Origin of the sequence: Pseudoalteromonas sp. NZS127 (assembly GCF_015864805.1) — a bacterium.
In the GTDB taxonomy this organism is placed as follows: domain Bacteria; phylum Pseudomonadota; class Gammaproteobacteria; order Enterobacterales; family Alteromonadaceae; genus Pseudoalteromonas; species Pseudoalteromonas nigrifaciens.
This window is the reverse complement of the sequence record NZ_JADYWN010000002.1, coordinates 79,012-100,305: the sequence shown is the minus strand read 5'-3', so window position 1 is coordinate 100,305 and position 21,294 is coordinate 79,012. Positions and strand designations below refer to the sequence as shown.

The 21,294-nt window shown below is 40.0% G+C and carries 22 protein-coding genes; 7 read left to right on the top strand and 15 right to left on the bottom strand.

What is annotated here, in order from left to right; all coding sequences use genetic code 11:
- Positions 1 to 157 precede the first annotated feature (157 nt).
- Positions 158 to 397 carry an RNA recognition motif domain-containing protein gene (locus I6E78_RS02340; protein WP_011327707.1) on the bottom strand — a complete coding sequence of 80 codons (240 nt, stop codon included), beginning with the start codon at positions 395 to 397 and terminating at the stop codon, positions 158 to 160.
- Between the two features lie 300 nt (positions 398 to 697).
- On the opposite strand from I6E78_RS02340, the gene I6E78_RS02335 reads away from it, so the two are divergent.
- Both I6E78_RS02335 and I6E78_RS02330 read left to right on the top strand, forming a co-directional pair.
- Complete coding sequence (locus tag I6E78_RS02335) at positions 698 to 976, top strand: YdcF family protein (protein ID WP_089367965.1); 279 nt, start codon at positions 698 to 700, stop codon at positions 974 to 976.
- Between the two features lie 134 nt (positions 977 to 1,110).
- Complete coding sequence (locus I6E78_RS02330) at positions 1,111 to 1,830, top strand: hypothetical protein (RefSeq protein WP_086998357.1); 720 nt, start codon at positions 1,111 to 1,113, stop codon at positions 1,828 to 1,830.
- 101 nt (positions 1,831 to 1,931) lie between these two features.
- Here the strand turns inward: I6E78_RS02330 and lipA are convergent, their stop codons facing one another.
- From lipA to leuS, 13 genes are all read right to left on the bottom strand, one after another.
- Positions 1,932 to 2,897: a lipoyl synthase gene (gene lipA, locus I6E78_RS02325; protein WP_011327708.1), complete on the bottom strand. Its 966-nt coding sequence runs from the start codon at positions 2,895 to 2,897 to the stop codon at positions 1,932 to 1,934.
- Positions 2,894 to 3,547 (bottom strand): lipoyl(octanoyl) transferase LipB, encoded by a 654-nt coding sequence (lipB, locus tag I6E78_RS02320; RefSeq protein ID WP_011327709.1) that lies wholly within the window; start codon positions 3,545 to 3,547, stop codon positions 2,894 to 2,896. The genes lipA and lipB overlap by 4 nt, the downstream gene beginning before the upstream one ends.
- Positions 3,548 to 3,566: 19 nt before the next feature.
- Positions 3,567 to 3,845 (bottom strand): DUF493 family protein YbeD, encoded by a 279-nt coding sequence (gene ybeD / locus I6E78_RS02315; RefSeq protein ID WP_011327710.1) that lies wholly within the window; start codon positions 3,843 to 3,845, stop codon positions 3,567 to 3,569.
- Positions 3,846 to 4,063: 218 nt separating this feature from the next.
- Complete coding sequence (locus I6E78_RS02310) at positions 4,064 to 5,227, bottom strand: serine hydrolase (protein ID WP_011327711.1); 1,164 nt, start codon at positions 5,225 to 5,227, stop codon at positions 4,064 to 4,066.
- A 314-nt stretch (positions 5,228 to 5,541) separates the two neighbouring features.
- Positions 5,542 to 6,315, bottom strand: a complete 774-nt coding sequence (locus I6E78_RS02305; RefSeq protein ID WP_041454376.1) for a septal ring lytic transglycosylase RlpA family protein — start codon at positions 6,313 to 6,315, stop codon at positions 5,542 to 5,544.
- On the bottom strand, positions 6,315 to 7,421 hold the full coding sequence (gene rodA / locus I6E78_RS02300; protein ID WP_089367968.1) for a rod shape-determining protein RodA: 1,107 nt from the start codon (positions 7,419 to 7,421) through the stop codon (positions 6,315 to 6,317). The genes I6E78_RS02305 and rodA overlap by 1 nt, the downstream gene beginning before the upstream one ends.
- On the bottom strand, positions 7,418 to 9,286 hold the full coding sequence (gene mrdA / locus I6E78_RS02295) for a penicillin-binding protein 2 (protein WP_011327714.1): 1,869 nt from the start codon (positions 9,284 to 9,286) through the stop codon (positions 7,418 to 7,420). Before mrdA ends, rodA begins: the two co-directional genes overlap by 4 nt.
- A gap of 8 nt (positions 9,287 to 9,294) precedes the next feature.
- Positions 9,295 to 9,765 (bottom strand): 23S rRNA (pseudouridine(1915)-N(3))-methyltransferase RlmH, encoded by a 471-nt coding sequence (gene rlmH, locus I6E78_RS02290; protein ID WP_058372938.1) that lies wholly within the window; start codon positions 9,763 to 9,765, stop codon positions 9,295 to 9,297.
- 42 nt (positions 9,766 to 9,807) lie between these two features.
- The gene (gene rsfS, locus I6E78_RS02285) at positions 9,808 to 10,125 is read right to left on the bottom strand and encodes a ribosome silencing factor (RefSeq protein WP_011327716.1); all 318 of its coding nucleotides are present in this window, start codon (positions 10,123 to 10,125) and stop codon (positions 9,808 to 9,810) included.
- Positions 10,126 to 10,217: 92 nt separating this feature from the next.
- The gene (gene nadD, locus I6E78_RS02280) at positions 10,218 to 10,862 is read right to left on the bottom strand and encodes a nicotinate-nucleotide adenylyltransferase (RefSeq protein WP_041454377.1); all 645 of its coding nucleotides are present in this window, start codon (positions 10,860 to 10,862) and stop codon (positions 10,218 to 10,220) included.
- A gap of 15 nt (positions 10,863 to 10,877) precedes the next feature.
- Complete coding sequence (holA, locus tag I6E78_RS02275) at positions 10,878 to 11,915, bottom strand: DNA polymerase III subunit delta (protein ID WP_011327718.1); 1,038 nt, start codon at positions 11,913 to 11,915, stop codon at positions 10,878 to 10,880.
- Positions 11,915 to 12,406, bottom strand: coding sequence for an LPS-assembly lipoprotein LptE (locus tag I6E78_RS02270; protein ID WP_011327719.1), 492 nt, complete (start codon positions 12,404 to 12,406; stop codon positions 11,915 to 11,917). Before I6E78_RS02270 ends, holA begins: the two co-directional genes overlap by 1 nt.
- Before the next feature lies 1 nt (position 12,407).
- Positions 12,408 to 14,996, bottom strand: a complete 2,589-nt coding sequence (gene leuS, locus I6E78_RS02265; protein ID WP_011327720.1) for a leucine--tRNA ligase — start codon at positions 14,994 to 14,996, stop codon at positions 12,408 to 12,410.
- 232 nt (positions 14,997 to 15,228) lie between these two features.
- Between leuS and I6E78_RS02260 the strand changes: the two genes are divergently transcribed.
- The 5 genes from I6E78_RS02260 to I6E78_RS02240 all read left to right on the top strand — a co-directional run bounded on the left by I6E78_RS02260 (position 15,229) and on the right by I6E78_RS02240 (position 20,255).
- The gene (locus tag I6E78_RS02260; protein ID WP_197181867.1) at positions 15,229 to 15,687 is read left to right on the top strand and encodes a zinc ribbon-containing protein; all 459 of its coding nucleotides are present in this window, start codon (positions 15,229 to 15,231) and stop codon (positions 15,685 to 15,687) included.
- 76 nt (positions 15,688 to 15,763) lie between these two features.
- The gene (locus tag I6E78_RS02255; protein ID WP_011327722.1) at positions 15,764 to 18,187 is read left to right on the top strand and encodes a Lon protease family protein; all 2,424 of its coding nucleotides are present in this window, start codon (positions 15,764 to 15,766) and stop codon (positions 18,185 to 18,187) included.
- Between the two features lie 2 nt (positions 18,188 to 18,189).
- Entirely contained in the window at positions 18,190 to 18,666 is a 477-nt protein-coding gene (locus I6E78_RS02250) for an FKBP-type peptidyl-prolyl cis-trans isomerase (RefSeq protein ID WP_011327723.1), read from the top strand.
- A 143-nt stretch (positions 18,667 to 18,809) separates the two neighbouring features.
- Positions 18,810 to 19,325, top strand: a complete 516-nt coding sequence (locus I6E78_RS02245; RefSeq protein ID WP_197181866.1) for a hypothetical protein — start codon at positions 18,810 to 18,812, stop codon at positions 19,323 to 19,325.
- 141 nt (positions 19,326 to 19,466) lie between these two features.
- Entirely contained in the window at positions 19,467 to 20,255 is a 789-nt protein-coding gene (locus I6E78_RS02240) for a bestrophin-like domain (RefSeq protein ID WP_011327725.1), read from the top strand.
- A gap of 113 nt (positions 20,256 to 20,368) precedes the next feature.
- Here the strand turns inward: I6E78_RS02240 and I6E78_RS02235 are convergent, their stop codons facing one another.
- A complete protein-coding gene (locus I6E78_RS02235; RefSeq protein ID WP_197181865.1) occupies positions 20,369 to 20,965 on the bottom strand; it encodes a hypothetical protein in 597 nt (198 codons plus the stop codon).
- Positions 20,966 to 21,294: the final 329 nt, after the last annotated feature.

Sequence of the window (21,294 nt, the reverse complement as noted above, 5' to 3'; positions counted from 1 at the left end):
AGAACTTAGAACTTAGAACTTAGAACTTAGGAGGGGGAGCAAGGAGCAAAAATTAGTTGTGGCAGTGTTATAAATGTAGGCTAAATTAATACTGCCCTAATAATAAAACACATCTGTGTTTATAATATTAAGGGCAATAATAGCCGCGGCTAACTAATTAAGCATCTGCCAATTTAACGCGGATTTTGCTTTTATCAACAGTTGCTTGGTTAAGGGCTTTAATTGCACCTTTAACTTCTATGTCGTTTGGCATTTCAACAAAGGCAAAACCTTTAGATTGGCCAGTTTCTTTATCAAGTACTAAGTTACAGGTAGTCACTTTACCGTGCTCTGCAAATAAAGTACGAAGGTCGTGCTCAGAAGTAGCACGAGATAAGTTGCGAACTAATAGTTTCATAATGAACCATGTTTTAAAAATAACTACCGCGATTGTCTCAAGTAAAAGCCGATTGACCTAACGATAAATTGCGATCAGTAAAAATAGTTTAAACTTAATAGCTTCGTTTTGTGGTGAAGGACGACTAAATGAATGCGGTAATTATAGTTTTAGGTGCGCCCAACAGTAGTGACAGCCGTTTATCAGTAATAGCGAAAATCCGATGCGCTCAGTCATATCAAGCATATTTGCATAATCCCAAGGCTAAAATATTATGCACAGGAGGTTTTGGCGTGCATTTTAATACCACTGATTGCGCGCATGAACGATACACTAAATAATTATTTTATTGAGCTTGGAATACCTACAGTTGTATTTTTAGATATTCCATTAAGCCGCTTTACCTTTGAGAATGCTCTACTGGCTAAACCTATTTTAGCGAGTGCTAATATCAGCCATGCAATTTTGTTCAGCTCGGAGTTTCATATGCAGCGTGCGCATTATATATTTAACCATGTTCTACCAACATTAAATCTAACTTTAGTCAGTACTAAGGCACCATTACCAGGTATTAAATTATCGCAGTTGTATGGCCATTAATATGTAGTAATGATTAGAGAGGAGGAAAATATTCGGCAGTTTATTTTACCTAAGTTACCAACACTGGCCATACAAGCAACTAAAGTAAGATAGTAACCTGCCGATAGCTAGTAATAACGAACAAGGAAAATGATATGAAAGTTAATTCAAATGATACTAATTTAGCATCGCAGTTTATATCGAACGGTTCAGAAGTAAAAGTTAATAAACCTGCAAATGGTAAAGAGCAATTAAATAGTGAAATGGAGCGACTAGCTAAGGATATATATCATAAAGATCAGCCTAAAGAGCCAGAGCCGACTTATAATAAGTCAATGAAAATAATAACAAATAATGTTGTATCAACAAGGGAAGCAGAAGAAAAAGCGTTAAATAATATTCGAATAGCTACTGTTAATCTTTATATGCCGGGTGGTGAAGTTTCTAACTCGGTTGAAAAAATGTTTACTCAGTATGACAATATTATGACTGAAATAGCGGCTGGACAACCATCATTAGCGAATAAAGATTGGGGTATATCAATCAGTCAATTAGGTGAGCTAGAAGTTACAGGTTCAATTAGTGATAAAGAGAAAAGTCTTATATCTGAAAAATTAAATGGCAACGGGGATTTTGTGGCCGCAGCTAACGAGTTTAAATCGAGCTTTCTAGGGCATATTGACTTGGGAGTTAGGGGGTGGTCAAGTTACGACGTAAACGAAGATAATTTCTCCAAAATATTTGACTTAAAAGAAATCCTGGATAATTCGCAAGGCGGAGAAAGCTTTAAGCAGGCTTGGAATAAGGACTTTAGTTGGCTCGAGTTAAACGATAATATTTCATTTCAGCTTAGAAGAAAAGCAATTAAAAATTAAAATAATTCAATTATCCTTATTACTTATGGGTAATAAACTGCAACAAAAAAGCCGTTAATGACTATTGATCACTAACGGCTTGCTTAATTTATAAAAACGACTTATTTTACTTCTTTACCTGCCGCTTGTTGGTCAGCATGGTAGCTAGAGCGCACAAATGGGCCAGAGGCTGCATGAGTAAAGCCAATTTCATCAGCGTAGGCTTTTAGTGCATCAAACTCAGCAGGTGGCACGTAACGTTTTACTGGTAAGTGGTGCTTAGAAGGCTGTAAGTATTGGCCTACTGTAAGCATATCAACGTTATGGGCACGTAAGTCGCGAAGTACTTCTTCTATTTCGCTAATTTCTTCACCTAAACCAACCATTAAACCAGACTTAGTTTTAATCTCTGGGTGCGCTTCTTTAAAGCGACGCAGTAGCTCAAGTGACCATTTGTAATCAGCCCCTGGACGCGCAAGCTTATATAAACGCGGCGCAGTTTCTAGGTTATGGTTAAACACATCTGGTGGGGTTTCGATTAGTATTTCGAGTGCGCGGTCCATACGGCCACGAAAATCGGGTACTAAAATCTCAATAGTAATATTTGGGCTGTGCTTGCGAATTTCGCGAATACAATCGGCAAAATGCTGCGCGCCGCCATCACGTAAATCATCACGATCTACCGAGGTAATAACCACATAGCTTAGCTTCATGTCTTTAATTGTAAGCGCTAGTTTTTCAGGCTCAGTTGCATCAGGTGTTAATGGACGACCATGGGCAACATCACAAAATGGGCAACGACGAGTACAAATTGCACCTAAAATCATAAAGGTAGCTGTACCGTGGTTAAAGCATTCAGATAGGTTAGGGCACGAAGCCTCTTCGCATACCGAGTGCAGCCCATGCTTACGCATCGCCTGTTTAATGCCCTCAATACGCTCTGTTGATTTAGGTAAGCGAATTTTTAGCCACTCTGGCTTGCGTAACATTTCGTTTTTTTCTGTTGGTAAAACTTTTACGGGGATCAACGCCATTTTTGCTGCGTCGCGTAGTTTTACACCTGGTTCCATCTTGACTGGTTTATTCATTCGTTTTCAAACCCTTCAGTATGCTTAACCTGTGTTGCATTAAGCTTTTTAATCATGTGTTTTACCAGTCCTGCACCTGCTGTTTCTAGGTTTTGAGGACCCTTTAATTCTTTAGTTTGCACCATATTCATGCCTGCATAACCACATGGGTTAATGCGTAAAAATGGACTTAGGTCCATGTTAACATTTAATGCTAAGCCATGAAACGAGCAACCACGACGAACGCGTAAACCCAAAGAGGCTATTTTACTGTCGTTAACGTAAACACCGGGCGCATCGGCTTTGGCGTATGCTTGAATGTCGTACTCGGCGAGGGATTCAATAATACACTCCTCTAGCCAAGTAACTAATTCGCGTACACCAATTTTTAAACGACGTAAGTTAAATAGTACATACATCATTTGCTGGCCGGGGCCGTGGTAGGTTACTTGCCCACCGCGATCAACTTTAATCACTTCTATATCGCCGGGTGCGAGTAAGTGCTCGTCTTTACCTGCTTGGCCTTGAGTAAATACACTTTCGTGCTCTACTAACCAAATTTCATCCGCGCTATCGTCGTCGCGGGTATCGGTGAAGTCTTGCATTTTCTGCCAAATTGGCAAGTAACGCTGGCGGCCAAGTTGGCGCACGATTAAGGTGTTTTCTTTCACAACAAATCTCAATTATGGCTTAAAGCATGTGGCGTACGTCATCTAGATTACTGATCACGTTATAAATTTCTTCAATATGAGCGCCACTAGTAACGGTTGCAACAAGCGAAACTGATTCGTAATTACCTTTGCTACTTGGTTTTACTTTTGGGGCATAGTCGCCAGGTGCAATAACTTGTAACTTAGCTAAAATTTGATCCGTTAAGTTTACATTGGCTAAACCCATTATTTTAAATGTAAACGGGCAAGGGAACTCTAAATACTCATCAAATTTAGTATCTTTAACTGGTTGAACCACGACAGTGACTCCTCATACAAAAAAGTGTTGGCTTAATTTTGCTAAGTGGCAAACCCTAAGCTTAATACTATTGGGCTAATGGCAATCTGAGTTAAGCTTGTTTGGCTGTGCCAAAAAAGTTACAACTCAACATAATTGACTTATATGGGGCGCATTCTAGCATTTTTCAAGCAAAAAAAAACGCCTCATAGCAGAGGCGTTAATATTGTTTTATGCGGCTATTGCATAATCTGTAAACGTAAGTAGTCATAAATTTTACTAAAGAAGCTACCTTCTTCCACTTCTTCAAGTGTAACTAGCGGATATTGTGCAATATCTTCGCCTTCTAGTTGTAAAAATAAAGTACCTACTTTAGTGCCTTTAGCTAATGGCGCTTCAAGCGTGTTATCTAATTTAAAGTTCGCTTTTAAATTTTTATGCTGACCACGTGGAATAGTAATAGGGGTATCTTCTAAAATACCTAAAGAAACATTTTCTTTATTACCCATCCAAATACGTTGCTCTGCAAAGCTATCGCCTGCTTTGTACGGTGTAATTGTTTCATAAAAGCGAAAGCCATAGTTAAGTAACTTTTTGCTTTCTTCTTTACGTGCGCGCTCGCTTGAAGTACCCATAACAACGGCAATTAAACGCATATCGTTTTTAGTTGCAGAGGTTACTAAGCTGTAGCCTGCATCTGATGTATGGCCGGTTTTAATACCGTCTACGTCTAGGCTTTCATCCCATAATAATGAGTTGCGGTTGTATTGTTTAATGCCGTTATAAGTAAATGACTTTTTCTTATAAAGTGCGTACTCATCGGGTACATCGCGAATAAGTGCGCCGCCAAGTGTTGCCATATCACGCGGTGTTGTATAGTGCGCGTCGGTATCAAGGCCGTGGCTATTAATAAAGTGAGTGTTGCTCATGCCTAATTTTGCAGCGTGGGCGTTCATTAAATCAGCAAAAGCGCTTTCGCTACCGGCAATGTGCTCTGCCATAGCAACGCAGGCATCGTTACCTGATTGAATAATTATTCCGTGGTTTAGGTCATCAACGCTAATTTGTTTACCTACTTCAATAAACATTTTAGATGATTCTGGAAAGTTTTTAGCCCATGCTTTTTCGCTAACCGTAACCATGTCGGTAGGTGCAATATTACCGGCTTTAACTTCTGTGCCTATAACATAACTGGTCATCATTTTAGTTAAACTAGCAGGTGCTAACTTTGTATCAGCTTCACCTTGGGCAATAACTTTACCAGTTGTAAAGTCTACTAAAAAATAACCTTTAGCATTAACTTGAGGAGGTGCTGGAATAATTTGTGCGGTGGCTGAAAATACGGCGGCAGAACAAACTAGGCCGCATACCCCGTTGAGAATTTTATGTTTAATAGATTTCATCATACTCATTAATGGTTAAAGTTAAAGATTTGCGTTAGCCCATTCACATACCCAAACTACCCCTAGATGCGGGCGTCGTTGGAATTAAAAACGATTTAGGCAAGGCATTGATTACAAATAATAGTCACTCTATTGTTCAAATCAATAACGCAGTATAAATCGTTTTTAAACCAACCTCCAGGGCGTTTCACTGGAGCTTACTCTCTGTGTTGTTACTTTTTAAAAGGGATTACCATTTCAGCAAAGTAACGCCTAGATATTAAGTCCCAGTACAACGCTGAATTCTGCATCTTAGGGTAGTTTGGGTATTAGTCTTACTGAGTGTAAAGCAAGAACGCGTTTTTAAATTGGTTTTGTTTTAATTGTGTTAATACTTGCTGTGCATGCTGGGCGTCTTTAATTGGCCCTAAATGCAACCTGAAAATATCGTCTTTTTGCACGATATTAGTGGGTAATTTATAATCGAGGCGTAAACGACTAGCCAGTGCTTCAATATTTGCTAGTGTACTACCTGCTGCTACCTGAATATAGGTTAAATGCGCAGTCGAATTGTCAAGCGTAACTGCTTCAAGCTTAACCTTGGCTGTACCATGGGTGTAATAACCTAGTTTGTATGCGGCTGCGTAGGATAAATCAATCACTCTATCTTCATGAAATGGGCCACGGTCATTTACGCGCACAATGACAGATTTATTATTACTGGTATTTGTTACTTTTACAAAGCTAGGTAAGGGCAGTGTTTTATGAGCGGCGGTCATGGCAAACATATCGTATATTTCGCCATTTGAAGTATGATAACCATGAAATTTACGGCCGTACCACGATGCAATGCCTTCCTCTGCATAACCAGTCTCGTCAAGCATAGGCGTATAACTTTTACCTAATACGGTATAAGGCCGGCTTGCGCTGGCACTTTTAGTAACTTTAACCACTACAGCGTCTTGCATTTCTAATGTGGTAGGCGCACGTAATGGTGCAGCATCATGGCGCATGCTGTAGCGACTGCTTGGGGTGTTATTTGAGCTACTACAAGCACTTAAAAGTATTAGGACAAAGCTGATAGTAAAAAATCGAGTATAAAATTGCATTATTTTAAAAGCATCCTTTTATCAGTTGCAATAGACATAATAATGCCAAAACTGGCCATCAGCGTCACCATAGACGTACCACCATAACTTATTAGTGGAAGCGGTACACCTACAACGGGTAATAAACCCGATACCATGCCTATATTTACAAACACATAAACAAAAAATGTCAGTGTAAGTGAGCCAGCTAATAACTTGCCAAAGGCATCTTGTGCATTAACGGCAATGTATAAACCGCGGCCAATAATAAATAAATATAAACTGAGTAAAATACACACCCCAAATAAGCCAAATTCCTCACTTAACACCGAAAATATAAAGTCAGTATGGCGCTCTGGTAAAAACTCAAGTTGCGATTGCGTACCCTGTAACCAACCTTTACCTTCAATGCCACCAGAGCCAATCGCAATTTTAGACTGAATAATATGATAGCCAGAGCCAAGCGGGTCGCTTTCAGGATCTAAAAAAGTAAGTACTCGTTGCTTTTGATAATCGTGCATACCATAGTGCCAAAAAGGCCATGCAGCGAGTGCTACTATAGAGCTTAAAAAACCAATTAAACGCCAGCTCAAACCCGATAAAAACAATACAAAAACACCTGAGCTGGCAATTAATATAGAAGTGCCTAAGTCGGGCTGCTCTTTAATTAGTAGCGTCGGTAGCATCATAATTACAAAACCAATAATTAAATGCAGTGGGCGAGGGGGTAAGTGATTACGTCCTATATACCAAGCAACCATCATGGGGACTGCAAGCTTCATTAATTCAGATGGTTGAAAGCGAGTGATACCTAAGTCTAGCCAGCGCTGAGCACCTTTAGAACTCACTCCAAATAATAACACTCCAACCAGCATTAATAGCCCTAAGCAATAAAGCGGTATAACTAAGCGCTTTAAAGTAGCAGGAGATAGCTGCGCTAATACGAACATAGCTACAATTGCACCGGCCATACGCGTAATATGGCGGATCATCATGGCGTTATCTTGGCCACTGGCGCTGTACACAATAGTGATACTACCGACCATCATTATTAGCAGCGCAATAAATAAGGGTAAGTCTATATGTAGGCGCATCCAAATTGAGCGTTTATCGTGCAAAGCGGTCATGGGATGTTATTCCTTGCAAGATTAACGGGGTTGGCTGCAAAGTAGTAATCCATAAGTTGCCGAGCAATTTGCACACCACCATGGTTATTTTCTAATATTACAGACACTACAATTTTGGGATCGTTATACGGTGCAAAACCAATATAAATAGTGTTGTCGCGTTGTCGCTCTTTTAACGCATCAGCATCGTAGCGTTCGCCTTGAGCAATACTTACTATTTGTGCTGTGCCCGTTTTACCAGCAGAGTCATAATTAGTCCCTTTAAATGCTTTATGCGCAGTACCCGATACTTTTTTTACTGTGTTGTGCATTGCATCTAAAGCAATTTGCCAATGATGAGGGTTTTTTAATATTACAGGGGGCTTTTCTTCATTATTGATTTGTATAATGTCGTTATCTTTTTTAACGACTTGCACTAAATGTGGCGGATGGTTAATACCACGGTTTACTAAAATGTTTGTCGCATTTGCAATCTGAATTGGAGTGGCGGTCCAATAGCCTTGGCCTATGCCTACAGAAATAGTGTCACCACGCCACCACGACTCTTTAAAGCGATTTTCTTTCCACTCTTTTGAGGGCAGTATTGCCGTAGTTTCTTCATGAATATCAATACCAGAGAGTTCACCAAAGCCAAAACGCGACATAAAGTTACTTATTTTAGTAATACCTAAGCGATAAGCTGCATCGTAAAAATAGGTATCGCACGACTCTTCAATTGCTTTGTATACATCAACATGACCATGACCCCAACGTTTCCAGTCGCGCCATTTATGCTCTACATTTGGAATTTGAAAAAAACCAGGGTCCCACATAGAAGTACTTTCGCTGACTATATTCTCTTCTAGGGCTAAAATAGCCATATGTGGTTTTACAGTAGAGGCAGGTGCATAACGACCTTGAGTTGCACGATTAATTAACGGGCGGTCTGGGTTTAGTAAGGCTTTATAGTTTTTGCTGCTTATGCCGTGCACAAATAAATTAGGGTCGTAACTAGGGTTAGAATAAAGCGCAAGTACACCGCCATCTTTAGCGTCCATAACGACAATAGCACCACGCATATCTTTAAGCGCATGTTGGGCAATTTGCTGTAAACCAATATCGAGTGTGAGTACTAAGTCGCTCCCTGGTTGCGGGGGGAGCATGCTTAAAGTGCGAATTATTCTACCGCGATTATTAACTTCAACATGCTGCGAGCCCACTTGGCCATGCAAGAGTTCTTCGTAATACTTTTCGATGCCGAGTTTGCCAATGTCGTGAGTGGCGCGATAATTTGTAGCTTGATCTTCTTGAGTTAATTTATTTAGCTCTTTTCTGTTTAATTTAGCCACATAGCCCAGTGCATGGGTAAGGGTATCGCCAAACGGATAATAGCGGGCGAGGCGAGCTTCAATACTAAAGCCCGGAAATTTATGTTGGTTTACTGAAAATTTAGCAACTTCTGTTTCATCTAAACGTGCTTTTAGTACTTGGCTTTTAAAACGCCGCGTATGTTTTATATCGTCTAAAAAGTCGGTTTTTTCTTGCTCGCTTATGGTTATTATTTTACTTACTTGTTCAAGCGATAGCGGCAGGTCTGCAACATCTTCAGGAATAACCTCAAGATTATAAACGGGTTTGTTTTCGGCAAGTAATACGCCATTGCGGTCGTAAATTAAACCTCGGTTAGGCGCAATTGGAATAACTTTAATACGGTTGTCGTTGGAGCGAGTTTGGTAGTTTTGATGATCATCTACCTGAATTTTATATAAATTCGAGAGTAAAATAGCAATTAGAGCTAATATAAAAATAAAACCCACAAACGCACGCCGTGCAAATAAGTTTGCCTCTGCTGAATGGTCGCGAATAGTGGGTCTTTGTTTTAACATGGCAAGGATTACTCGCGATGATAAGGATGGTTGTTATTTAAGCTCCAGCCTCTGTATAGGCTTTCAGCAACAATAATACGCACCAAAGGGTGCGGTAAAGTTAAGTTAGATAACGACCATTTTTGCTCAGAGGCAGCAATACACTCTGGTGCAAGTCCTTCAGGACCGCCAATAAGTAAACTTACATCGCGGCCATCGAGTTGCCATTTTTCCATGTTTTTAGCAAGTTCGTGGGTATCAAGTGGTTTACCTGTTACTTCTAGAGTAACAATACGGTTGCCTTTAGGAATAGCTGCTAAGGTTTTTTCACCTTCAATATGTAAAATGCGTTTTATATCTGCATTTTTACCACGTTTTCCGGCTGGGATTTCAATCAGTTCAAGTGCCATATCTTTAGCAAAACGACGTTGATACTCTGTAAATCCGGTTTCTACCCAAGCTGGCATTTTTGTACCAACGGCAATCATTTGTATTTTCACGTGTTACTTCCAAGCCTGTCTAAAATAAGTGGGTGTTTATTACTAGCCCCACAGTTTTTCTAGATCGTAATAGCTACGTGCTTCGTTTTGCATCACGTGTACAACCACATCACCTAAATCAACCAATGCCCATTCACCGTCGCTTTGACCTTCATAACCTAAAGGTTCTTCACCTGCGTGGCGAGCCTCTTTTGCTAAATTATCAGCAATTGACAGAACATGACGTTTAGATGTGCCAGAGCATACAACCATGTAGTCTGTAATGTCTGATGTTGCTGTTACGTCAATATGAATCACATCGCGTGCTTTCATATCTTCAATTTTATCTATTGCAAAAGCGAGTAGTTGTTTCGAATCCAAGGTTTTGTCTCAATTTTAAATTTAATAGCGTGCATTTTAACATGCTAGGGGTTTTATACCAATGACTCTTGCAGAGTATTCACTTGTCAAGGTTAATTAGTATTATCATCATTTTGGTAAAGCGCATGGCGCTCTATATACAGACTCACTGCATCGGGTAATAGTTCATTCTTTTTATTAGTATTTTTAAGTTGTTGGCGAATATTACTCGATGCTGCATCGAGCATTTCACCGGGTAAAAAATAAAGTTTACCGGCAACCGTATGTGAAAGGGTTTTTGCATTATTAACTTGCGCTTGTTGCATATAATGCTGTAAATGGCCACTAACAGCACATTGCTGCCCAGGGCGTTGATACACCACAATATGGCAAAGTTGCGTGATTGCTTGCCACTGATACCATTTATCGAGGTTATTAAACGAGTCCATGCCAATTAAAAACACAATTGGCGTGTTTGGATGCTGTGCTCTTAATTCTTGTAAACTCAATAAAGAATAAGAAGGCCCAGTGCGGTGCAACTCTCTTAAATCGAGTTGAAAAAAAGGGTAAGGCGCAATTGCTGCATTGAGCATAGCTACTCGGTGCTCGGTGCTAATGCCAGGAGCCATTTTGTGGGCGGGCAGTGCGCAAGGCATAAAGTACAACGTATTTAAGTTAAGTGCATTTACGCATTGCTTTGCCATATTAATGTGCCCCAAATGAACGGGGTCGAAAGTGCCACCAAAAATTGCGATCATGTTAAATTCTGCATTTTAATTAACAGGATGACATGGCAGCGAAATATTCAGCGGTTGGCAAAACTTAATACAAATATGCGCGAGTGCTTGATAGGGCGCAATTAAGTTACCTTGTTTGTAGCTGGCGTCAAATATTGCAAGCTCAGAGCTAATTTGCTCAAGGGTATGAATACTTAACCTGTTTATAGCACTTTGTACTGGCGCTTGTTGGTTTTTCCATATTGCTTTTTGCTTAAATAAATTAGCAATGGGCTCGCCATTAAGTAAACCAATTTGCACATCAATTAAGGTGTTAAGCTCCTTGGTTATTGCCCATAAAATACTCACCACTTCGGTGTTATCGCTGGCCAGTTTATTCAGCACTTTTATTGCTTGTTTAGCTTGGCCGTTTAATAGTGCGTCGCTTAAATCAAAAATATCAAACTTGGCTTGATTTAATAGCCCTTGCATTACTAATTGTTGTGTAATGAGCGCATTGGCGTGTAGTAATGAGAGTTTTTCGAGTTCTTGAAAACACGCCAGTAAATTACCTTCAGTGGCGCTAATTAAACTCAGCTTTGCCTCATTTTGCATATTAAGAGATAAACGCTGGCATTGCTCATCTAACCAACGCTTTACATGCGTACCGGTAAGCGGATAGCAAGGTACAAATAAACCGTGTTTATCAAGCGCTTTAAACCAAGCACTGCGTTGTACGTCTTGGCTGGCTTTAGCGCCTTTAATAATTAAAATGGTATCGGGGTTTATTAGCTCAATAATTTTTTTAAACGTGTTGCTGCCAATAATTCCTGGCTTTTGCTGGTTTAAATCAAGCTCAATAATAGTGCGGGCGCTAAACAGCGACATACTTTGATATTGAGCTATAATTTCTTGCCAATCAAAACCTTGCATTAAAGTAAATTTAATTACTTCATCAAAGCCTTGCTCTTTAGCAATTGCGCGAATTTGTTGTACACATTGCGCTTCTTGAAAAGGCTCTTCACCAAACACTAAGTAAAAGGGTTTTAAGCCTTTTTTTAGTTCACTCGGTAATTGATTAGCGTAACAGCGCATTATAGTTGCGACAACTCTCTAAGAATACGACGACTAGCTTGTTGGCGTATTTCGCTAATAAGGAGTGCAAGCTCTTTTGCTTTGGCTAATGCATTGTCAGGATCGTCTTGATAATTACGATATAATTCAAAGCGCTTTTCTATTGGCTCAGCATTAGGACGATTGATCACAAACGCAACACTGTAAGTAAGTTCGTATTCTGCTACTTGGCCATTTTGAAACAACGACAAGGTTTGACGTTCAAGCTGATCTTTAAATAAATAAAGCTGTGCCGACTTTTTACTAGCCGCAACTAGTTTAACGTCACTGGCAATAAGCTCACTTTTTAAGGCGCTAAATAACGCTGACTTTTCATCGTCGCCAATGAGGGTTATTTGTTTTAGATCGTCTGGCAAGCTAGAGGCTTTTTTTAAATGAAAGCCACAGCTAGTTAATAAAAAACAGACTAGCACTAAGGCTAGTCCGTTTTTAATGGCGTTAAAAGCGGCCATATTAATTAGCTACCACATTAAGCAGTTTACCCGGTACGTAAATAACTTTACGAACGGTAACGCCGTCAGTGTATTTAGTTACGCTTGCTTGTTCAAAAGCGAGTGCTTCTACTTGCTCTTTTGTGGCATCGGCTGCAACGGTTAGTTTAGCGCGTAGTTTTCCGTTAACTTGAATAATAATTAACTTTTCATCTTCAACCAAAGCCGACTGATCAACCTCTGGCCATGAAGCGTTAACTATATCGCCTTCTTTACCTAGCTCTTGCCATAATTGGTGCGACAAATGCGGCGTAATAGGTGCAAGCATAATAAGCATTGCTTCAAGCGCTTCGTTAGCTATCGCTACATCTTGCTTACTATTTAACGGTGCTTTTAATAGTTTATTAGACAGCTCCATAATTGCCGCAATAGCAGTATTAAAGGTTTGACGACGTTCAACATCATCACTCACTTTAGCAATTGCTTTGTGTAAATCGCGACGCAGTACTTTTTGCTCGTTATTTAATGCTGTTTTATTGAGTGGTTGAAAACCAACTGTTTTAACATCAACCGCGTATTTCCACACACGTTTTAAGAAGCGATGTGCACCTTCAACACCCGCGTCAGACCATTCTAGCGTTTGCTCTGGTGGTGCTGTAAACATCATAAATAAACGTACAGTGTCGGCGCCGTATTGTGCAATAACATGCTGTGGGTCAATACCGTTATTTTTCGATTTTGACATTTTGCTCATGCCAGATGAAAACACCGGGTTACCATCAACTTTATGCCATGCTTTAGTTACGCGGCCTTTGTCGTCTGTTTCGGTATTTACGTCGCTTGGCGAAATCCAAATATCAGCCCCTTTTTCATCTTTACGATAAAACGTTTCGGCTAATACCATACCTTGACAAAGTAAGCGGTCAAATGGCTCGTCTGAATCAACTAAACCAAAGTCGCGTAATAGTTTATGGAAAAAACGCGAATACAATAAATGTAAAATAGCGTGCTCAATACCGCCTATGTATTGGTTTACTGGTAACCAATAGTTAGCCGCTGCTGGGTCTAGCATGCCTTCGTCATGACGTGGGCTACAGTAACGAGCGTAATACCAAGACGATTCCATAAAGGTGTCAAAGGTATCGGTTTCATGAAACGCTGGTGCGCCATTCATGGTGGTTTTTGCCCAGTTAGGATCAGCTTTGATTGGCGATGTAACGCCATTCATTACTACGTCCTCTGGTAAGCGTACTGGCAGCATATCGTCGGTTGCTGCAAGTTCGTTACCGTCTTCGTCGCTAAGCATTGGAATTGGTGAACCCCAATAACGTTGGCGGCTTACGCCCCAATCACGCAGGCGGAAGTTTACTTTACGCTCGCCCACACCCAAGGCTTCTAACTTATCGGCAATGGCATTAAATGCCGCGTCAAAATCAAGGCCGTCAAATTCACCCGAGTTAACCAATACACCTTTATCGGTAAACGCTTCTTTGTTTAGGTTTACTTCAAGGTCAGAGCCCGTAACTGGCGCAATCACTTGTTTAATATCAAGGCCGTAGGCTGTTGCAAATTCAAAGTCACGTTGGTCGTGTGCAGGCACTGCCATTACCGCGCCTGAGCCGTAATGCATTAATACAAAGTTAGCGATCCAAATTGGTACTTGCTCACCAGTAAGTGGGTGAGTAGCAAAAAAGCCAGTTGCTATGCCTTTTTTCTCCATGGTTGCCATGTCGGCTTCACTTACTTTGTTGTTTTTACATTCTTCAACAAACAGTGCCACAGAATCGCTATTTTTAGCCGCTTCTTTAGCAATTGGGTGGCCTGCAGCAACCGCTACATAAGTCACACCCATAAAGGTATCTGGACGCGTGGTATAAACGCTAAATGTTTCGTTGTTATCAGTGCGTTTAAATTCAATATCACACCCTTCAGAGCGACCAATCCAGTTGCGCTGCATGGTTTTAACTTGTTCAGGCCAATCTTCTAACTTGTCTAAATCGTCAAGTAGTTCTTGTGCGTAGTCGGTAATTTTAATAAACCACTGTGGAATTTCTTTTTGCTCAACCACAGCGCCCGAACGCCAACCGCGACCGTCAATAACTTGCTCGTTAGCTAATACAGTTTGATCTACCGGATCCCAGTTAACCGTCGACATTTTTTTGTACACTAAGCCTTTTTCGTACAACTTAGTGAAAAACCATTGTTCCCATTTATAGTATTCTGGATGACAGGTGGCAATTTCGCGATCCCAGTCATAACCAAAACCTAACTGCTTAAGTTGGGTACGCATGTAGTCAATATTCTCGTAGGTCCATTTTGCAGGGGCTGTTTTGTTTTTAATAGCCGCGTTTTCTGCAGGTAAACCAAACGCATCCCAACCCATAGGTTGCATTACGTTTTTGCCTTTTAAGCGCTGAAAGCGAGATACAACGTCACCAATAGTGTAGTTACGCACGTGACCCATATGGAGTCGACCGCTCGGGTAGGGGAACATAGAAAGGCAGTAATACTTTTCTTTGCTCTCATCTTCCGTAACTTTAAATACTTTGTTTTCTTCCCAGTAACGTTGGATTTTTGACTCTATTTTTTGAGGGTTATATTGCTCTTGCATCTACGGTTCCAGACTTCTTACGACTAATAAAAAATTAGCTCTAGGATAACCCAAATAAACCGCTATTTATAGCGCCATAAACACGCTTTTATTAAATTATAACTTTCAGTGCAGGTTAACCTATACTTTTGTAAGCTAGTTGCTGAAAAGCATAGGTTAAAGGTTGATTTAACAGCCCTAATAGGTTCAACCTACAAATCTAAATATGCCCTAAATTTGCAGGAGTAAGAAAATGGCTGACTACAAAACATGGCTAAGCGATTTAACGCTTTGGTTAAAAGATGTAAAAGATCATGAATTAAAAGAGGCGGTAAAACGATTTGTTGAATCTGAGCAGGCACTTAAAAATTTAGGAGAAGAAAAATATCAACTTTATCGTAACTACTTAATGCGCGATTTAGAACACTTGCAAGAGCACGAAACCCACTATAATTCGCTTGCATGGCAAGAGCTTAAAGAATCATTATGGTATGAGCTTTCGCACATAGAAGACAAAACACAGCTAGAGTGGCACTCACTTAGCCAAGATTTTAAGCACAATGGCATATATCACGTAGGCGAATGGATAGCCATGGGCACATTAGTATGTAAGAATTGTAACCATAGTTACGATGTTTATCATGCTACGCAAATAACACCTTGTTTAGAGTGTGATGGAATCTATTTTAGCCGTAAGGCTTTGCAACCCTAAATATAAGTATTAAGTGGCTGCAGGCCACTTAATACGCCAAAAGCCAGTGAATACGCTGGTAAACAAAGAAGTTAGAATGACGAAAAAATTACTGCCACTACCTGTATCAAAGCTTGCGCCGAGCATTTCTACTAGCCACGTGCATACTTGCATGAGCAACCCATACCCAGAGCATTTTACTTTTATAGGCCAACAACGGGCGCAAAGTGCATTAGACTTTTCACTCGGTATGGATTTACCTGGCTATAACGTATACGTAATGGGCGAAGCTGCACATGGACGTTTTACCCTAGTAAAAGACAAACTAAAAGAGCATGCCAAAGGCAGAGTAACGCCTAATGAGTGGTTGTATGTAAATAATTACGACGACCACCGCGAGCCTATCGCACTGTTTATGCAAGCTGGGCAAAGTAAAAAGCTTGCCGATGACATTGATGCTTTTATTGACGAAGTGCTCGACACCTTTCCTGCCGCATTTGACAACCCTGCGTACCAGCGCAAAAAGAAATCCATAGACCGTGAATTTAACGACGCCTATGACGGTGCTATTACCGCGGTAGAAATTGCGGCGCTTGAACAAAGTGTGGCGCTTATTGAAGAAAAAGGCGTAGTAGGTTTTGCTCCATTAATAGGTGGCAAGCAGCTAAGCGATAATGAATTTTCGCACCTTGAAGATGAGCTACGTGAAACCTTTTTTGAAAGAATTGAAAAACTCGAAGACACATTAATAGAAGCACTTATTGAGCTGCCGCGCTGGAAACGTGAATCTACCGAAAAGCTACGTAACCTTAAAAAGTCGACTGCCGAGCAAGCAACTAAGCCCTTATTAAAAGACTTAGAGCATAAATATGCCAGCCATATTGGCGTGCTGCGTTATTTAAAAGACATTCGCGTAGAAATTATTGACGCTGTGCTTGAGTGGTTAGACGATGAAGGCGAAAGCGAAGAAAACAAAGAAGACTTTGATCGCAAAGGCATGCTTACTGACTTTTTTGCGCCCAATATTTTAGTTGAGTTTAAAGAAGGCGACGCCGCTCCTGTGGTTTACGAACCTAACCCAACGTTTGGCAACATATTTGGCAAGGTTGAGTACGCTACCTCACAAGGCTCGCTTATAACTAGCTATCGCTCAATTCAGGCCGGCGCATTGCATCGTGCTAACGGTGGCTATTTAATGATGGACGCCGAAAAAGTAATGGCTAACCCACAAGTGTGGGATGGTTTAAAACTATCGCTTAAAACCCATCAAATTAAAAATGACTTACCGTATCAAGATAGCGTTGTAGGCAGCAGTTTTACGTTGCGCCCGCAGTTAATTCCGCTAGATGTAAAAATAATATTATTAGGCTCGCGCGAGCTGTACTACACCATAGGTGAGTACGACGAAGAATTTGCTGAGCTGTTTAGAATACTAGCCGACTTTGACTACTACTTACCGAGTAGCGATAAATTACAGTACCAATTTATTACCAAAGTAACTGACTATTGCGAGCACGTTTTAAAATGCACCACTACAGAAGCCGCAATGGTGCGCTTGCTCAAATTTAGTTATCGCCAAGCCGAGCATCATAATAAACTCTCTGCCCGCTTTGCCGATGTGTTAGAGCTGGTAGCCGAAGCAAGTTATTATGCCAAACAAGACAAGCTAACGGTTATAGACGCTCATCATATTGACGAAGCCATTGAAGGTAAACAGTATCGTACTGGGCAAATTAGCGAAAACATGCTCAGTGATATTAAAGAAGGGCACACCCTTATTGCCACGCAAGGCCAAGCCATAGGCAAAGTAAATGGTTTAACTGTACTGCATATTGGCGATACCTCATTTGGTACACCTGCGCGTATTACGGCAACAGTTTATGCCGGTGCCGATGGCGTTTTAGATGTAGAGCGCGAAGCCGAGCTAGGTAAAGCAATTCACTCTAAAGGGGTAATGCTACTTACCGGCTATTTAGGCAATAAATACGCGCAGCACTTTAGCTTAACGCTCAGTGCAAATATTGCAATTGAACAAAGTTATGGCTACATAGATGGCGATAGCGCGTCACTTGCCGAGTTATGCGCGTTAATTTCGGCTATTACTAGTTTACCACTGAGTCAATCAATTGCGCTTACAGGCTCAATTAACCAACATGGCGATGTACAAGCTATTGGTGGCGTAAACGAAAAAATAGAAGGCTTTTTTAAACTGTGTAAAATGCGCGGTTTAACTGGCGAAGAGGGCGTGATCATTCCTAAATCTAACCAAGTTAACTTAGTGTTAGATGAGGAAATACTTAATGCAGTTGAACTTGGTAAATTTAATATTTACGCAGTAGAGACGGTAGATCAGGCACTTAACTTACTGATGGATTTAGAAGCTGGCGATTTAGTTGACGGGCACTATCCTGAAAACTCAGTAAACGGCCTAGCCTTAGCACGACTTAAAGATATTGCAGACATTGTAAACGGCGATAGCGAAGATGAAAAAGACGCAGAACCAGAAGAGGAAAAAAATTAACTATGCTTAATATAATATTAGCGGTAATTATCGCCATATTTTGCTTTTTAATATTTAAAAACAGCAAAAAAGCCAAACAACAAGTGGGTATTAACGCGCAAATAGAAGCTGATTTTTTGGCAGCTAATGCAAAAGTAGATGGCGTACAAGAGACCGCTTCAGGCTTGCAGTACAAAGTATTGCACCAAGGGCAAAGCGATGACAAGCCTAACCCCAAAAGCATGGTTAATGTGCATTACCACGGTACGTTAATAGACGGCACAGTATTTGACAGCTCAGTTGAGCGTAAAGCCCCTATTAGCTTTGGTTTACATCAAGTTATTAAAGGGTGGACCGAAGGTCTGCAACTTATGAGCCCCGGCGATAAATACCTACTTTATGTACCGCATCAACTGGCCTACGGTGAAAAACGTGTGGGCAGCATTCCACCGGCATCACTGCTTATATTTGAAGTTGAGTTATTGGCTATTGAGTCGTAATATTATTTTAAGTAATAATTACTTAAGCCCTGCTTTCATAAAGTGGGGCTTTTTGCTTTTAGCCAGCCTGTAAACGTTACTCAAGAATTTTAATGTTAGGTCGATACCTATAATAGTGACAAAGCTATTTTAGGGATAAAGTAATGAAGATTTCACCAGCGCCCCCTTTACACCATGCATACAGCCTTAATACTCAGCCTTTAACACAACCAGGTAAGCAACTTGCTGAAGGTGAGACAGAGGATGAGCCAAAATATGTTTTATCAAAGTTCTTAGACACTAAAGCACAAAAGTACAGTGAAGATAACGCAATGTTTGGCGATCAATATAAAAACCTAGAAAAAGTGTATGAACACTTTTTAGGGCGGGTTATTGCATTGCAAGAGCAAATTAACAAACTCAAACAAAGTCCAATTCAAAGCAGTTTAACCATAAATAGCACCGCAAATGAGCCAAATAAAAGTGATGCTAGTTTAGCTATTGGTGTTGAGCATTTAGGGTCTAAAAAATATAAAAACTCACAACAACAAGAGCAAATAGATATACTAGAGCGGCAATTAGGGGAGTTAAAATCAGAGCAAGCAGCAATAAAACAACAAATGGTTGAGCTGGTTATGAGTGAAATGAAAAGACGAGGCGATCACGACTATAATGTTTAGCGTTAAGGCAGGTTGGTGAATCAGCCCTTAACTTAATTTTACTTACTTCCAGTTTAAATTTACCGTATCTTTAAAGTATAACTTTGTTGAGTACGCTTTAAAAAGTACACCCAAATAATGGCCAGTGGAATTTACTAAATTATGTTCGAAGATGAATTACTTTATGGATACAGCAGTGTATTAATTGCAGTTACATTGTTTATTGCGATCGTTATTTTTAACGAAATAGGCTTTAGAGCAGGGCGGTTTATTCAAGGCAGAACCGACAGTGAAGTTAAGACGCTAACGGGTTCTATTCAGGGCAGTATATTAGGTTTGTTAGCATTACTACTGGGTTTTACATTTAGCATGTCGATGCAACGGTATGATAACCGCAGCATGGCGTTAATAGATGAAGCAAACACAATCGGCACAGCCATATTACGGGTTGAATTACTGCCACAAGAATACAAAAAACAAGCCAATGAATTATTTAAAGAGTATGTAGACTTACGAGTTGCTATAGGCCAATTAGATTTAACCAAACACGCGCAGCGTAACGACTACAATAATAAAATAGCCAACTTACAGCGTCAGTTATGGTCATTGGCTATCGCAGCCACAAATGTTGACCCAAGGCCTGTAACTACAGGAGCGTTTGTAAAATCGCTTAATGATGTAATAGACAGCCAAGGAAAGCGAAATGCTTTATTGCAAATGCATGTACCTGAGGTGGTATTAATACTGCTCTTTATTGTTTTTATTTCGTCTGGCGGCATTATGGGTTATTCCGCAGGGCTAAGTGGTAAGCGAATGATTGTGCCCATAGTATTGGTTTCTTTGTTAATTACTTTAATCGTATTTATTATTATAGATTTAGACCGGCCAAAGCGCGGGCTTATACAAGTAGATCAAACGGTAATGATTGAGGTTTCAGAAAATATTAAATAGTAATAAAGAAGGGGTTTTAATTTAAGCGCGTAAATAACAGTTATATTGTTTGCTGCTTTGGCGAACTAAATACTTATTTAGTTCGCCAATAAAAATGTTCGCGTAGTTTAAAATTACAGTAACGCTTTAACCTCAGGATCTGCAAACGCTAATTCAAAGCGCTCTTTATAAAGCATTTGTAAGTCGTTGGTATGCATACTTGGAATGTCTTGCTCGCCAGTAAAGTTTTTATTTATAAGCGCAGCACCAGTGCGATCCTTAATTATTAGATCAAAGTTATACCATGAGTTATCAGTAAAAGCGTGGTGATCATACTTCCATTCGTTAAGTACGATTATAATAGTCGCAGTATCGCTATCTGCTTTAATGTCATTAATATCGACCTGTGGTGTGGTAGCTATTAGCTTAGCGTTAATACCAGAGCGAATAAAACCAGCAGCAAGGCGTTTACCTAAGTGTTGTGGCATAGTTTCGCCAGTAATGATGTTTTGTGTATAAGGTATACCAAAGCCAGAGCGACTTAATCCTTCAAAACCAGAGAGTTTGTCACCATTTACAACATATGGGCGATGATCTACCACTGCAATTTGTATTTCATCAACTTGGGGCTTATTTAACGTAGGAGCTGCTTGTTCTGCAGTCATAATGGCCGTACAGCCGGTAGTTAAAAGTAGGGTAACAGCGATAAAGATTGAAGCTATTTTGTTCACATTATATTCCTTTTATGTGTATTTATGATTAAATAAAACCAAATTACAGATCGTTAGGTAATACCATGAAAGTAATGGATTTTATTGGGCAAGATAGTATTAACAAAAGCTGAATAAATCAAGGCAGTATTAACTTTTATTTTTTTAATGGGCTTAAAGTACTGCTTTTAGCTAGAGTAGGTGTTTAAAATATTAAAATGTGAGTGAAATATATTACCAATTATTAAGCTTTTACAATGACTGTATTTACACCTTGTTACAGTAATTTGTCGCACAAAGCTGCAAACTGTCTTTTTATTGTTATTATGAAATGAAATAACATTGTAAGG